The following is a 14,528-nucleotide window of genomic DNA, read 5'->3' as shown; positions in this document are numbered from 1 at the left end:
GTGCTCCTCGCCGCCGTCTGCGTAGCCCTGTACCTCTACGTACGGAACCAGGAGCTCGACAGAATCTCCCAGGCGAGCCTCAACGCCGACACGATTCGCGAGAAGCTGATCGAGCATGTGGAGCTCACCTTCGTCTCGACCCTGATCGTCGTCCTCCTGGCGGTGCCGTTGGGGGTGCTCCTGACCCGGTCAGCGGTCCGCAGGTTCTCCCCGGTAGTGCTCGCCGTCGCCAACATCGGTCAGGCAATACCGTCGATCGGGGTTCTGGTGTTGATGGCGATCACCGTCGGCATCGGCTTCGGCCAGGCTGTCTATGCGCTGGTCATCTACGCCGCGCTGCCGGTCCTCCGTAACACCATCGTCGGCCTGAACCAGGTCGATCGCATGCTCGTCGAGGCGGGCCGGGGAATGGGCCTGAGCGGCTGGCAGGTGCTTCGCCGCATCGAGCTACCGCTGAGCGTGCCGGTCCTGCTCGCCGGCATCCGTACGGCACTCATCATCAACGTCGGCACCGCCACCCTGGCGACCTTCGTCGGTGCCGGCGGCCTCGGCTTCCTTATCGACCAGGGGATCCGCTTCGATCGGATGCCCGTTCTCATCACCGGAAGTGTCCTCACCGCAGTTCTGGCGCTGCTCCTTGACTGGGTGGCCGGAATTGTCGAGGACGCTCTGCGCCCGAAGGGGCTATGACCTCCGCGGCTTCGTCCTGAGTCGCTGACTATCAGAGGAGGAACATGAGGTACACGAACAAGCGAGGCCGTTGGCCGCTGCTCACCGGCGCACTGGCGCTGGTGATGCTCGTCGCCGCGTGCGGCAGCGACGGCAACGACGATGTCGCGGGCAGCGGAAGCATCGGGGAGAAGTTCGACCTCGGCGGCACCACGGTCACCGTCGGCTCCAAGGAGTTCACCGAGCAACTCATCCTCGGAAACCTGACCAAGCTCGCACTCACTGCCGCGGGCGCCAAGGTGGAGGACCAGATCGGATTGCAGGGCAGTACGACCGTCCGCGCCGCGCTGACCTCCGGCGAGATCGACCTGTACTGGGAGTATCTCGGTACCGGCTGGGTCACCTACCTGAAGAACGAGAAGGGCATCCCCGGAGCCCAGGCGCAGTTCGAAGCGGTCCGCGACGCCGACGCCGCCAACGGTGTCACCTGGCTCGACCCGGCCCCGTTCAACGACACCTACGCGATCGCAGCGAGCAGCGAGACCGCCGAGCGGCTCGGCGTCGCCTCGATCTCCGACATCGCCGCACTGGTCGCAAGCAACCCCGCGGACGCGACCTTCTGCGTCGGCGGCGAGTTCTCCACCCGGCCCGACGGCCTGCCCGGCCTGGAGAAGGCGTACGGCTTCAAGGTCGCACCGGACAACGTCTCCAACGTGCAGGACGCCCTCGTGTACAACCAGGTCGACAAGGGCGAGTGTGCCTTCGGCTCGATCACCTCCACCGACGGCCGGGTGGGTAGTCTCGGTCTCACCGTTTTGACCGACGACAAGCAGTTCTTCCCGCCCTTCAACGGTTCCGTGAACGTCCGGAGTGAGATGCTCGACGAGCACCCCGAGATCAAGGACATCTTCGCTCCGATCGCGGCGGCCCTCGACGACGCCACGATGGTCGGGCTCAACGCGAAGGTCGACGTGGACGGTGAGGAACCGGCGGATGTCGCCAAGACCTGGTTGACGGAGAACGGCTACATCGGCTGACGACCCTGCCCCACGGCACCAACGTCGGGCCACTGTGTCACCGCGTAGGGGTTCGATTCCCTTCGGGCGCACAGACAATCAAGGCCGTGACCCGGGCAACCGCGGGTCACGGCCTTGGTCGCTTCTGCCGCTTGCTGCCCGCGCGACGCCCCTGCCCGTCAGAACTCCTCGTACACTGCCGGGTCCTGATCCTTGAGACGACCATCGGGGCGGCCCAGCGCGGTGATGGCCTCGACCTCGGCGTCGGTGAGCTTGATGCCGAAGATGTCGAGGTTCTCCTGCTGCCGCTGGGGTGAGGCTTCCTTGGGCAGCGGAACCACCTGACGGGCCACGTGCCAGGCGAGGAGGGCCTGCGCCGGGGTGATGCCGTGGGCGGCCCTGATCTCCACGATCGTCGGGTTCTCCCGCAGGTCGTTGCCCCGACAGAGCGGACTCCACGCCTGCACGAGGATCCCGTGCGCGCGGTGGTAGTCGATGGCCTCCTGCTGCGGGAAGTAGGGGTGAAGCTCGATCTGGTTGACGACCGGGGCGACGCGCAACTCTCCGCCGAGGCGCTGCGCCGCCTCGCCGCGCTGCCCGGAATGGTGGGGATCAAGCACGCCGTCGGCGGCATCGACGCGGACACCATCGCCTTCCTCGCCGACCTGCCACCCGACTTCGTAGTGCTCGGCGGCGAGGATGCGTACATCTCACCGCTGCTCGCCCTCGGCGCACACGGCGGCATCCTCGCCGCCGCGCACGTCGCCCCCGCCGAGTACGCCACGCTCCCAGAAGCTGAGGCCCAATCGGTTCCGCGCCCGAGCGCGGTTCCGCGACTACGACGGTAAGACCCGCGACATTGAGGCCACTGACACCACCGGCCCAGCTGCCGAACGGGCGCTGAAGGTCAAGCTACGTGATCGCACCACACCCAACGACGACGAGATCACCCCGGAGACCCGCGTCAGTAAGCTCGCCGACCTGTGGATCGAAGAGATCACCACCGAGGAACGGATCGCACCACAGACCATCCAGCGATACGAGACCAGCGTGCGCAACGCGATCCTGCCTGCCCTGGGCAACCTCCGGATCCGGGAAGCCAGCGTCGGCCGCCTGGATCGGTTCCTGCGCGACATCGCCAAAGACACTCCCTCGGCAGCCAAAGGCGCGAAAGTCGTCCTGAGTCAGATGTTCGCTCTGGCCGTACGCCACAGCGCGATCCCCACCAACCCCGTACGCGACACCGGCCGGCTACGCAAACCTCGCCGCACGGTCGTCGCCCTCACCGACGAGAATCTCCAAGCCGTCCGGACGGCGATCCGCGACTGGCAGAGACCCGTCCCCGGCAAGCCTGGACCACGGCACAGCGGCGATCTGGCGGACATAGTCGACCTCATGCTCGCCACCGGGGCCCGCATCGGTGAGATCCTTGCCCTGCGATGGGAGGACCTGGACCTCGCCGCCGAACGCCCGACCCTGACGATCTGCGGCACGCTCGTCTTCGTCAAGGCCAGGGCTTCTTCCGCCAACCCTGGACCAAGAGCGACGCCGGCTGGCGGATGGTCGTCCTGCCCCGGTTCGCCGTCGGCATGCTGCTGGCTCGCAAGCTCGTCGCCGCCGAGAACTCGCATGATGCGATCTTCGCCTCCTGACGCGCTACCTGGCTGTCGCCCAACAACGTGCGCCGTCAGTGGCGCGAGGCCCGCGCCGACACCGACCTCACCTGGGTCACCCCCCACACCTTCCGCAAGACAGTGGCCACCCTCATCAAGGAAGAGACCGACACGAAGAGCGCCGCCGCACAGCTTGGGCACTCCAGCGAGGAGGTGACCGACATGTACTACATCGCCAAGCCCGCTCAAGCCCCGGACGTCTCGGACGTCGTCCTAGAGCGACTCGGTGCCGACCGAGGGGGCGTCCCGCGCCCGCGGAACCCAATGATGCACATGGATGATGAACCTGGTTGCCGACCCCGGTAAATGGGGGTTCTCGGGGGGCGGTTCAAAACCCATAGACAAACTTAAAGCCCTGACCAGCGGAAACGCTGGTCAGGGCTTTTGTCTGTCGGGACGGCCGGATTCGAACCGACGACCCCTTGACCCCCAGGCAACCAACACAACCGCCGGACCTGCTCCCCCACGACAGATGAGCCGCGAGAAGCGTCCTCCGGCGTCCACGTTTGTCCGCCGACGTCGGTCCCGGTCGTCACTCAGTAGTCACCCAGTCCCACCGGGACCTCGTAGTCCTCGCGCAGGCCGAAGACTTCGTCGAACTGAGGATCGTAGATGACCAGACCGTGCCGCTCCGCCAGATCCAGGACGACGTCGACCGCCGCGTTGCCCCGTGGTGAGTAGCTGATGTTCATGCTCACGTGGTCGATGCCGACAGCGAGAGGTGCTGACATCCAGGGCGACTCCGGGTCATACGGCGGATGATCCGGGAAGCGCGCACGGAGTTCCTCATAGAAGGAGACGATCCGCTGGTCAAGTTCACCGTCCCGGTGTTCCATGCCGGTGCAGTGATCGGCCATCTGCCGCACGACATCTGCCGTCGCGGAAGGCTCGACCGCCAGGACCACAAGATCGAAACCCACCGCCACATGCTCCCTGACCAGAAGGGACTCCGTCGACCTCTATCCCACCGTCAGTTTGGAAGGTGACTTGATCCCCGAGGTGGACGAGTGTGGCCGCTCTGCTGAGCAGGCTTCTTCGTCACACAGAAAGTTCTCACCACTTCGCCGACAGCACGGCGGCTGTCCTGGTCGAGGACTCGGCTAGCTCCCTTAACCTCGTGATCGTCTGCCCTCGACGATCGATGTCCGTGATCGTCCGAGGGCTGTACCAGATTCCGGTTCAGGTGCTCTCCTGGCTGGCGCTGTTCGCCCGCTCCTCCGGGTCGAAGGACGCGGCGATCCTCCTGCTGCGTCACGAGGTGCCGGTGCTGCGCCGAGGCAACCCGAGACCACGCGCGCTTCGCGCACGCTGGGCTGCAGTGGACTGATAGGCCGTACTCGCCGCCCTGACCAGGCTCATACCCAAGCTGCTTCGCGGCCACGTGCTGCAGACCTCCATCGAGCACTACAACACCGGCCGAAGCCACCAAGACCATGGGATCGGTCTGCGAGCTCCGACCGACGACCGCAACGTCCCACTCCCCACCCCAACCGAGCGCATACATCGCCGCAGACGCCTCGGAGGACTCCCCAACGAGCACCAAGCCACCACATGAAACCCCAGCTCACACCGACCGAGTTTCGACCAGGACCGTCACTCATCCGGCCCCGCGAGGAGCCCATGGCCCGGTCCATGACAGTTACGTACACCGATTAGACGGTCGCTCAAACCGCTGGTGGATAGATGTTGCCCTCTTGACGAGGCACTTCTGTCGCAGTCTAATTGGTGATCAACATAGGGAGGCCACGCGTGGGAAAGTTCCAGTTCGCCGTTCTGACGTGGCAGGGTTTCCTTATTTTGTCTCGACCAGCGCGTGTAGATCATGGGGCTGGGACGCAACAGGCCGCCCCGGTCCTTAGAGATATCGACCCATCGAGAAGGAGTCGGAGATGAGCATGAGTTCCGCGAGTCGGCGGCAGTTCCTGCGGCGGCTGGGAGGCACCCTTGCTGCCGGAGTAGGCATCGCGTTTTTTCCGGCCGGGTTCGCCTCGGCATCGTCCAAGACCGGTCCGACATCGACCCCTGGCCATACGGGCGGCGGGCCGGCGTACCCGGGAGACCCCGGCTTTGTCGCCAGAAGTCCAGGGGAACTAGATGCCGCTAAAGCCAGTTGGGAAACGCCGGAATATGGCTATTATACCGGCCATAATCCTTCTACTCCTGGCACAGCGGTCAATTCCCCATGGCAGCTCGTCGCGGTAAACGCGTCCACCGCCTACGCCCTAGGGTACTGCGGGCAGGGCGTCACGCTGGGAATGATGGATTCGGGCTACAGGGCTACACACGAAGCATTTCAGACCGGGCTGATCGCTTCGGTGAGAGCGGAGGGTGTCTACGGCACGTCCGGCTACGGCTATCGTGGCGCGACCCCGTCGAACCCTTTTACTGCGGGCGAGCCGTTCACTGTGGCCGGTGATCAGGCGAGAACAAGTGACTACTCGCACGGGACCGGTATGCTTGGGGTTACCTCCGGCATGCGCGATGGTAAAGACCAGCACGGCATCGCCTTTGGATCGAAGATGTATGTTGCCAGGACCGGCGGTTCCGATACCCAGTCCCACGGCCCCTTCCACGATTACGTGTACTGGCATACAGCCAATAAGGCCCTGGTCGACGCAGGCGCCCAGGTCATCAACAGCAGTTGGGGCTCTTATGTCCAGACTATTGACAGAACCCGCTTTGACGGCTTAGGAAACGACCTTGGAGTCAACGGCAACCTCGCCAACGCTTACCAACTGCCTGGCAAAGACAGCGCCAGCGCCACGGCAATGGCGACTATTATCCCCAACGAGTACCTGAAGGATCTGGAGTACCAGTATTTCTTTTTCAAGAAGAGCTATTCGGAAGGCGGCATTCAATACAATCCGAACTACCCCGGACGTTCCTTTATGGACGCCATCTGGGAAGCCATCAAGGACCGCGGTACCGTCAACGTAAGGTCGGCCGGCAACAACGACTGGAGCAACCCGTATTTTCGCCCGGCGTATCCCTTCTTCAATCCCTTGGCGGAAAAGCAGTGGATAGCCGTCAGCGGGGTGCAACCGCCCACTGCGGCCAATCCCGAATACACAAAGCAGTTCGGGTATAACGAGGCGGGGCTCGCCAAATGGTGGACCGTGTCTACCCCTTCAAACAGCGTTCGGACCACGAACAGCGGTGGTGACACTAACTATTCAAACTCAAGCGGCACGTCACCGGCAACGCCCGTTGCGACAGCGGTGATGGGGGTTCTGCTCTCCCGCTATCCGAACATGGACGCCAAGCAGGTGCGTGAGCTGATGTTCACCACGGCGAACAACAAGATGTCCGACGGCGTGAGATTCCTCGGCACCGGGCAAACCTCCCCCTCCGGGGCATCCATCGCCTGGACCGCTCCCGACGGTCTTCCGGACGAACGCTGGGGCTGGGGGATTCCCGATCTGGCCAAGGGCATGTACGGCCCCGGCCAGATCCTGAGCCCCATGACCTACAACATGGATAAAGCGCCCCTGGACGTCTGGTCGAACGACATCAGCCAGATCGCGATCAAGGAAAGGGAAAGGGAAGATCTGGAGTGGCTGGCGGGCTACAAGGAGCAAGGCATTGCCTACGCCGGTGAATTCAGCCCCAACGTGCTGAACCCGGACGGCGCGCTTAACGAACAGGCCTTCATGCTTCAGGGCATTTTGGCTGATCCTTACATCCAAGCTATCACTAACGGCCATCCCGAGTTGTACGACAAGATCACCTATGGGGACGCCGTCAAGTGGCGCAAGGAATGGATGGACGAGCGCGCGGCCTACATTCAGAACAACATCGACAACAACCTCTACACGGCTTCTCTGACCAAGCAAGGCCCCGGGACGCTGATCATGACGGGCGACGACACCTACGAGGGCGGCACGACGGTTGAAGGCGGTACGCTTTCGATCACCGGCTCGCACGCAAGCTCGATCGACGTCAAGGGCGGCACGCTCGGCGGCAGCGGTTTCGTGGCAGGCAGCATCGACGTCGACAGCGGCGTGCTGCAGCCCGGTCTGTCGTCCGGGGAAGCGGCGTCCGCGGCGTCCATCACCCTCACCGACGTCGCGCCCGGCAACGTCCTGAACGTCGGCGGCGAGGTGACCGTCAGCCGAGCGGGTCGCCTCGCCATCACCATCTCCGGCGACCACGACTACACGAGCGTGCGGGCCGCGGGTGACCTGGTGCTGGACGGCGAACTCGCCCTGGACATTCGGGCGCCCCTCACTCCGGGCACGGTACTGACGATCATGAGCGGCGACTCGATCAAGGGCAACTTCCGTTCCCTGCCGGAACGGCGGATCCTGAACGCGGGCCACCACATGTTCAGGGTGTCCTACCACGACGGCGATGTGACGCTGACCGTCGTGCGGACGCTGCCCGGGGCAGGGTCCGGCGGCGTCTAGCCACACGTGGCCTGGCCAGCCAGGCTCAGGTTCGCCTGAGCCTGGCTGGCCAGGCCTTCGCCCAACGTGGCCGCGTTGACGAAGCTGCCACCACTGCGCAAGCGCAAGGGCAGCTCGTGGACGAGCGAACAGGCACGGATGTTCCTCGAGTCCTCCCGCGACGGCGACGACTACCTCTACGCCTGTCCTACTCCAATACTCGGTCGCGGCTCGTGAGCTGCGGATTCGAAGTCGGGCTGTGTCTCGCGGCGCTGACGTCGCCCGGCGTTCGGAGTCCTCGCCCTCATGATCGGGTTCGTGGCCGTGGGACTGATCTACCAGCTCCTCATCCAAGTCATCTCGTGGCTGGCCTTGCTGGCGCAGTCGTCGGCGTCAAAGGACGCGGAGATACTCGTGCTGCGTCACGAGGTCGCGATGCTTCGCCGCGGCAACCAGAAACCGCGTCTCGACTGGACCGACCGTGCCGTCCTTGCCGCTCGCGCGGATCCTGCCGAAGGTACTGCGAGCTCACCGGATCGTCGCGCCTGCGACGCTCCTGCGCTGGCACCGTCGCCTGCTCACCGCGAAATGGCGCCAGCCCAGACCACCGGGCCGCCCACCGATCAGCGATGAGCTGGCCGCGCTCATCATCCGCCTGGCAAGAGAGAACCGGACGTGGGGCGTTCTCCGCGTCCAGGGCGAACTGCGCCGCCTGGGCCACCGGGTCGGCGCATCCACGATCCTCCGGATCCTACGTTCCCACCGCAGACCGCCGCCACGACAGCACGACGACGCCTGGCGCACGTTTCTTCGCGCCCACGCCGGCACCATCTTGGCCACGGACTTCTTCCACGTGGATTGTGCGGTCACCCTCCAACGCCTCTACGTCGCCTTCGTGCTCGAGGCCAAAAACCGCCGGGTACACCTCCTCGGCATCACCGCCCACCCGACCGCGGCATGGGCCACCCAGCTCGCCCGCCAGTTCACCGCCGACCTCGAAGACTCCGGTCGGCGGCTCACCCACCTGATCCGCGACCGCGACAGCCGCTTCACCGACGCCTTCGACGCGGTGTGCACCTCTATCGGCATCGAGATCATGAAGACCGCGCCGCAAGCACCCCGCATGAACGCCTTCGCCGAACGCTGGGAAAAAATCGTCCGAGTCGAATGCACCGACCGGATGCTCATCGCTGGCGAGCGACACCTTCGAATAGTCCTCGACACGTATGTGCAGCACTACAACCGAGGCCGCAGCCATCAAGGCGACAGACTCGGCCTCCGCGCTCCCGACGACGGCAACAACGTCATCGCCTTCCCCGCTCCGACCGACCGCATCCGGCGCCGAACGATCCTCGGAGGCCTGATCAACGAATACGAGCCAGCCGCCTAAAAGCCCTAATCAGACCGTGCGGCTACGTTTTGGACCAGCACAGGCACGCTGGCCGACGCGATACGGGGCGCGCCATCGACATCGTCTCCCAGCACTGGCCACTCTGACCTGCGCCCGGACCGAAGTGGCTAGACTCCCTCGTGGCGGTTGCCCGTCTGGCGGTGCCGAGGGCGCCCGGATCGAGTAGGCACTGCCGGGAGGTGAACAACCGATGAGCAGCGGCTCGCTCGACATGGATCCCAAGGGCCTTCTTCACGTCGCACTCGACATCGACACCGTCGCGCACCACCTCCGTGCGGTCGAGCCGCTGGTCGCCGACGAGATTCCGCCAGCCCCCGTCATTCCGCCAGCCCCCGTCGTGGAATGGATCGACGAGCTACCGCGGATCACCGAAGAACTGCATCAGGTCGCCGATGTCATCCGTACGGTCGTGGGTTCGGTCTCGGTCACCGACGACGAGATGGCGAGCCGACTCGCTCGCATTGGCGACGGATGACCACTGACGGCAGGGTGGCCTTCCCGTACGCACGGCTGGTGGCCGAGCCGCCCGCCGGCGACGCCGACCGGGGCGAGCGGTGGACGCAGGCGGCGCGGGCGGTCGGCGAAGCCGCCGACGAACTGCGCCGGTTGCATCGCCTGCTCGCCGGCCACTGGCGGGCCGGCTCCGGCCAGCAGGAGACCGACGAGATCCTCCGACGGGTGGTCCGCCAGCTCGACGAGGCGCACGACGCCTACACCCGGATCGCCGGTGCGGTCGCGGGCCGGAAGCACGACCTGACACAGGCGCGTCAGCTCGCCCTGGGAGCGGTCGCCGAGGCACGCCTCGCGGGGCTCGTGGTCACCCCGGACGGGGAGGTCGTGCCGCCGTCGGATTCGGGGACTGCGCCGATGGCGGTGCGCGCGACCGCAGGCCGGCTGACCGCCCGGATCGCCGACGCGAAGGCGCAGGCGGCAGCCGCCGAGCAGCGCGCATCCGAGGAATTGGCCGGACTACCTCCGCCGCACCCCGGTGACGCCGCCAGGATCCCGACCGGTGGTCAGCCCGGTTCGACCCACGCCGTCTGGATGAGCTCCTGACCGTCGCGGCGGCGCACGAGAGTGCCGCGACCCGCCGGCTGCGGGCTCGGCCGCAGGCTGCCCAGGACGGCGCCCTCCTCCCGGTTGCCGGACATCAGCAGGCCCGGCGAGTCGAGTTCGCGCAGGCGTTGCAGGACCGGCTCGTAGAGCGCGCGGGCGATGCCGCCGACCCGGCGCGTGACGATCAGGTGCAGGCCGATGTCGCGGGCCTGGGGCAGCAGGTCGACCAGAGCGCCGAGCGGGTTGCTGCCTACCGAGGCGACCAGGTCGTAGTCGTCGATCAGGACGTAGAGTTCCGGACCCTTCCACCAACTCCGGTCGCGCAGCTGGGTGGTGGTCGCCTCCGGCCCGGGCAGGCGATTCTGCAGAGCGCCGCGAATGGACATCATGCTCTGACTGAACACCTGGTTCGACCCGGCGTAGTCGAGCAGGTGGTCCCCCTCCACCGCGCCCAACAGGCTGCGCCGGTAGTCGGCGATCACCAGTCGGGCCTGGGCCGGCGTGTACCGCTCGACGATGCCCTGCGCGATCAGCCGCAACAGGTTGCTCTTGCCGCACTCGGCGTCCCCGAAGACGGTCAGGTGCGGCTCGACGGCAAAATCCAGATGGACCGGCGCGAGCGCGGACTCGTTGACCCCGATGGGCAGTCCTGGTGTGGCTCGGTCGACGACCTTGGCCAGCTCGGCCACGGTCAGCTTCTGCGGCAGCAGACGTACCTTCGGGGCCGGAGGGCCCGGCCAGCTCGCCGCCACCTGCCGGCCCAGTGCCACCGACGCCTCGGTGAGGTCCTCGGTGTCGCGTAGGCCGTCGATGCGTGAGAGCACGGCGAGGAAGTGCAGCTTGTCACGGGTCAGACCGCGACCGGGCGAGCCGACCGGGACGTTCTGCGCGGCGCGCCGGTCGAACTCCGACTCGGAAGCGTCGCCGAGCCGCAGCTCCAGTTTGGTGCCGAGGAGATCCCGCATGGTGTTCCGGATCTCCGCCCAGCGCACGGCGGTGACGACCACGTGGATGCCGAAACCGAGCCCTCGATTGGCCAGATTAGTGATGGTCTGTTCCAGCTCCTCGTACTCCTGGCGCAGGGTGTTCCAGCCGTCGACGACCAGGAAGATGTCGCCGAACGGGTCGTCGGGAAACTCGCCGGTCGCCCGCCGACGCCGGTAGTCGGCCATCGAGTCGACGCCCTGCCGGGCGAACCGGGTCTCCCGGTCGTCGATGGCGGCGACCACCTCGGCCACCGTCCGGCGGACCCTCTCGGTGTCCCGACGAACGGCCACCCCCGCCACGTGCGGCAGCTCCTCCAAGCTGCGCAGCGCGCCACCGCCGAAGTCCAGACAGAAGAACTGCACCTCGCGTGGGGTGTGGGTGAGCGCCAGCGAGGCGATCATCGACCGCAGCAGGCTGCTCTTGCCGCTGAGCAGGCCACCCACGATCACCACGTTGCCGCCCGACCCGCCGAGGTCCACCATCATCGGGTCGCGGCGCTGCTCGTACGGGCGGTCCACCACGCCCACCGGGACGGTGAGCCGACCCCGGCCGGCCCAGTCCGCGGTGCACAGCCCGAAGCGCGGGTGCACGCGCAGGGGTGGCAGCAGCTCACCCAGGCTCGGCGGTTCGGCCAACGGCGGCAGCCAGACCTGGTGCGCCGTGCAGCCACGGCCCTTGAGCCGCTCCACCAGCAGGTCGAGCACCGTCCTGCCGGCGATGGCCTCCGCCACGGCGGAGCCCGGCTCGGCTCCGTCGTGGCCGGGCGTTCGTGACACGTACGCCGCCCGGAAGCGCACCATGGCGGAGTTGCCGGTCTTCAGGTAGCCGTGACCCGGCGCGTTCGGCAACTCGTACGCGTACGGAACGCCGAGCACGATCCGGCTCTCCACCGGCGAGAAGGTCCGCAGACCGATCCGGTACGACAGGTGGGTGTCCAGACCGCGCAGCTTGCCCTCCTCCAGCCGCTGCGAGGCCAGCAACAGGTGCACGCCGAGCGACCGGCCCAGCCGACCGATCATCACGAACAGGTCGATGAAGTCGGGCTTCGCGGCCAGCAACTCGCTGAACTCGTCACAGATGATCAGCAGACTCGGCATCGGCGCCAGCGGTTCGCCAGCCGCGCGGGCCTTCTCGTACTCGAAACGGGAGACGTAGTTGCCGGCCGCGCGCAGCAGCTCCTGCCGGCGCACCATCTCGCCCGCGAGCGCGTCGCGCATCCGGTCGACCAGCAGCAGCTCGTCGGCCAGGTTGGTGATCACCGCACTGGTGTGTGGCAGCGCGTCCAGCGAGGCGAACGCCGCGCCGCCCTTGAAGTCCACCAGGACGAAGTTCAGCTCCTCCGACGAATGGCGCGCCGCCAGCGCGGCGACGATCGTCCGCAGCAGTTCGCTCTTGCCGGAGCCGGTCGCGCCGATGACCAAGCCGTGCGGGCCCATCCCCGCCTGGGCCGACTCCTTCAGGTCGAGCAGAACCGGTTTCCCGTCCAACTCGAAACCGATGGGCACCTGAAGGTGCTGCTCCGGGCCCACGGACGCGGCGGGGCCGTCGAAGGCCACCAGTGCCGGGTAGTCGGCGAGGCCGAGGATCTCCAGCGCCTCGTCCCGGGACTCCCAGGCGCCACGACGAGCACCGTCGGGCGGGGACACCGGCGGCAGGCCCCACGCCTGGGCGATCATGGAGATCATCGATGTCGCACCGTCGGTGACGGCGACGCCGAACTCCGAGCTGAGGTCGGGGTCGACCTCGGTCACGGTCAGCTCGGGAAGGGCAATGCGGAAGGTGCGCCGCCCCTGGATGGCCCAGCCGGGCATCGACAGCGGCAGGCGGGCGGCATGGTCCGGGTCGACCATCGACTCCCGCGGCTCCGACAGACGGGTCTCGATCCGTAGCTGCGGTAACTCGATCAGCTCTTGGGGAATGGACCGCCAACTACGCTCGACCACAGCGAGGTGGAACCCGTACCCCAATCCCTTGTTAGCCAGCTCAATGACGCGCGCGGTGAAGTCGGGTTGCAGCGCGACGAAGTCCTGCCAACGGTCCACGACGAGGAAGATGTCCGGCTGCGGGCCGGCGTTCAGGCTGCCGCGCCGCGCCCGGAGGCTGGCCGGCGACTCCAGCTCGTGCTCACGGAACAGGCGCTTGCGCCGCAGCACGTCCTCCTCGAGCTGGCTCAGCAACGTGCCCAGCTCGACCACCTCGTCGTCGCCCAGGACCGTCTCGACGTGGGGTAGCCGCCGCATCGGCCCGAGCCAGTTGCCACCGGACTCAAGGCAGTGGAAAACGACCTCGTCGGCCGAGTGGGTGAGCGCGAGCCCGCCGATGATCGTGCGCAACAGGGTGGTCTTCCCCATCCCGGGACGTCCCACGATCAGCAGGTGCCCCTCCGACGAGGCGAGATCGAGCGACACAGGTTCCCCGGCCGGTTGGTCGATGCGATGGTTGAGACCGACCGGCACCTTGAGCGGCCCGCGCTGACGCCACTCGACCGCGCACAGCTTCACGTCCTCCCGCGCCTGCAACGGGCCCAGAAGATCGCCAAGACGCGGATCGCGCGGATCCCGCGGATCCCGCTGGCGGTGATGGCCGTCCCGGGACAACGCGATGTGCACCTCGCTGCTCGCTCGACCGAACTGGCACGGGGACTGTTCGGTCGTTCGTTTCGGCAGCTCCAACTGCACGTACCGCCACAGATCCTCGGGGGTGATCCGACCTCGGCCGGTCAGGTCGGCGGCACCGGTGCTCAGGCCCTCGATGACCGTCTCGGTGAAGGCGGAGCGGAGGCGCGGCGTGGCAGCGGTTGCCGGCTGGCCGTCGACGGCGCGCTCGACGGAGTTGGTCGCGGTGATGACGTAGCGGCCGTCGCCGGCCTTCAGTTCCCCGTCGAGGTTGAGATCCGCGGGTGACTTGGCATGGTCGAAGGCGCCGCTGTAGCAGCAGTCGAGCAGGATGACCGAGCTGGCGGCCTCAGACTCGTCGAGCAACTCATGGACGAAGGACGCGGAGATCGACGTCGACGACAGACAGCCGACCTCGGTGTTGGCGACCGCCAGGTAGAGCCGGCCCCGCTTGCCGCGGCGGATCCCGTGCCCCGAGAAGTAGAGCAGGATCAGGTCTTCCGGCCCGGCGCTGCGCAGCATCGTCTCCATCGTGCGCTCCACCGAGCTCTTCGACTCGTTCTCCAGCAGCACGGTGCGGTCGAAGGCCCCGATGTTGGCGTCGGCCAGCAGACTCTGCAGGTCGCGAGCCTCTTCCCGGGGCGCGTAGAGGTCGGCCAACGAGTCGTCGATGTAACGGTCGTTGGCGATGAGCAGAGCCAGGCGCTGTCCCACCG

At 66.8% G+C, this 14,528-nt stretch carries 12 protein-coding genes and 1 pseudogene; 10 read left to right on the top strand and 3 right to left on the bottom strand.

The genetic code is table 11. The features are described from left to right. Both BUS84_RS35725 and BUS84_RS35720 read left to right on the top strand, forming a co-directional pair. Positions 1 to 690, top strand: a complete 690-nt coding sequence (locus BUS84_RS35725; protein ID WP_159451110.1) for an ABC transporter permease — start codon at positions 1 to 3, stop codon at positions 688 to 690. A gap of 44 nt (positions 691 to 734) precedes the next feature. Beyond that, positions 735 to 1,706, top strand: a complete 972-nt coding sequence (locus tag BUS84_RS35720; RefSeq protein WP_074318700.1) for a glycine betaine ABC transporter substrate-binding protein — start codon at positions 735 to 737, stop codon at positions 1,704 to 1,706. A 158-nt stretch (positions 1,707 to 1,864) separates the two neighbouring features. On the opposite strand, the gene BUS84_RS40410 is transcribed toward BUS84_RS35720, so the two are convergent. Then, positions 1,865 to 2,245 (bottom strand): aldo/keto reductase, encoded by a 381-nt coding sequence (locus BUS84_RS40410; RefSeq protein ID WP_159451109.1) that lies wholly within the window; start codon positions 2,243 to 2,245, stop codon positions 1,865 to 1,867. Here BUS84_RS40410 and BUS84_RS40405 point away from each other — a divergent pair. Both BUS84_RS40405 and BUS84_RS40400 read left to right on the top strand, forming a co-directional pair. Further along, positions 2,207 to 2,533 carry a dihydrodipicolinate synthase family protein gene (locus BUS84_RS40405; protein WP_425293480.1) on the top strand — a complete coding sequence of 109 codons (327 nt, stop codon included), beginning with the start codon at positions 2,207 to 2,209 and terminating at the stop codon, positions 2,531 to 2,533. The two genes, BUS84_RS40410 and BUS84_RS40405, sit on opposite strands and share 39 nt — an antisense overlap. Beyond that, positions 2,481 to 3,664, top strand: a pseudogene (locus BUS84_RS40400) (tyrosine-type recombinase/integrase). The gene BUS84_RS40405 and the pseudogene BUS84_RS40400 overlap by 53 nt, the downstream one beginning before the upstream one ends. Positions 3,665 to 3,894: 230 nt before the next feature. Here BUS84_RS40400 and BUS84_RS35695 read toward each other — a convergent pair. Continuing rightward, positions 3,895 to 4,278 carry a hypothetical protein gene (locus tag BUS84_RS35695; protein ID WP_244298839.1) on the bottom strand — a complete coding sequence of 128 codons (384 nt, stop codon included), beginning with the start codon at positions 4,276 to 4,278 and terminating at the stop codon, positions 3,895 to 3,897. Between the two features lie 221 nt (positions 4,279 to 4,499). On the opposite strand from BUS84_RS35695, the gene BUS84_RS35690 reads away from it, so the two are divergent. From BUS84_RS35690 to BUS84_RS35670, 6 genes are all read left to right on the top strand, one after another. After that, a complete protein-coding gene (locus BUS84_RS35690) occupies positions 4,500 to 4,685 on the top strand; it encodes a hypothetical protein (RefSeq protein ID WP_143728619.1) in 186 nt (61 codons plus the stop codon). Between the two features lie 562 nt (positions 4,686 to 5,247). After that, positions 5,248 to 7,764, top strand: a complete 2,517-nt coding sequence (locus tag BUS84_RS35685) for a S8 family serine peptidase (RefSeq protein WP_084757741.1) — start codon at positions 5,248 to 5,250, stop codon at positions 7,762 to 7,764. Between the two features lie 75 nt (positions 7,765 to 7,839). Beyond that, the gene (locus BUS84_RS37950) at positions 7,840 to 7,980 is read left to right on the top strand and encodes a hypothetical protein (RefSeq protein ID WP_244298838.1); all 141 of its coding nucleotides are present in this window, start codon (positions 7,840 to 7,842) and stop codon (positions 7,978 to 7,980) included. Between the two features lie 253 nt (positions 7,981 to 8,233). Continuing rightward, complete coding sequence (locus BUS84_RS35680; protein ID WP_244298837.1) at positions 8,234 to 9,133, top strand: integrase core domain-containing protein; 900 nt, start codon at positions 8,234 to 8,236, stop codon at positions 9,131 to 9,133. A gap of 211 nt (positions 9,134 to 9,344) precedes the next feature. Then, a complete protein-coding gene (locus BUS84_RS35675; protein ID WP_074318697.1) occupies positions 9,345 to 9,629 on the top strand; it encodes a hypothetical protein in 285 nt (94 codons plus the stop codon). Continuing rightward, positions 9,626 to 10,210: a hypothetical protein gene (locus tag BUS84_RS35670; RefSeq protein ID WP_074318696.1), complete on the top strand. Its 585-nt coding sequence runs from the start codon at positions 9,626 to 9,628 to the stop codon at positions 10,208 to 10,210. Before BUS84_RS35675 ends, BUS84_RS35670 begins: the two co-directional genes overlap by 4 nt. Here the strand turns inward: BUS84_RS35670 and eccCb are convergent. Further along, entirely contained in the window at positions 10,171 to 14,526 is a 4,356-nt protein-coding gene (eccCb, locus tag BUS84_RS35665) for a type VII secretion protein EccCb (RefSeq protein WP_074318695.1), read from the bottom strand. The two genes, BUS84_RS35670 and eccCb, sit on opposite strands and share 40 nt — an antisense overlap. Between the last annotated feature and the right edge of the window lie 2 nt (positions 14,527 to 14,528).

This window comes from Micromonospora cremea, assembly GCF_900143515.1.
Classification (GTDB): Bacteria; Actinomycetota; Actinomycetes; order Mycobacteriales; family Micromonosporaceae; genus Micromonospora; species Micromonospora cremea.
The sequence above is the reverse complement of the archived record's forward strand: the minus strand, read 5'-3'. Positions and strand labels throughout refer to the sequence as shown.

Coding starts and splice junctions, on each gene's coding strand:
- BUS84_RS35720 (WP_074318700.1), top strand. CDS start 735: ATGAGGTACACGAACAAGCGAGGCCGTTGGCCGCTGCTCACCGGCGCA.
- BUS84_RS35690 (WP_143728619.1), top strand. CDS start 4,500: ATGTCCGTGATCGTCCGAGGGCTGTACCAGATTCCGGTTCAGGTGCTC.
- BUS84_RS35670 (WP_074318696.1), top strand. CDS start 9,626: ATGACCACTGACGGCAGGGTGGCCTTCCCGTACGCACGGCTGGTGGCC.
- BUS84_RS35685 (WP_084757741.1), top strand. CDS start 5,248: ATGAGCATGAGTTCCGCGAGTCGGCGGCAGTTCCTGCGGCGGCTGGGA.
- BUS84_RS35675 (WP_074318697.1), top strand. CDS start 9,345: ATGAGCAGCGGCTCGCTCGACATGGATCCCAAGGGCCTTCTTCACGTC.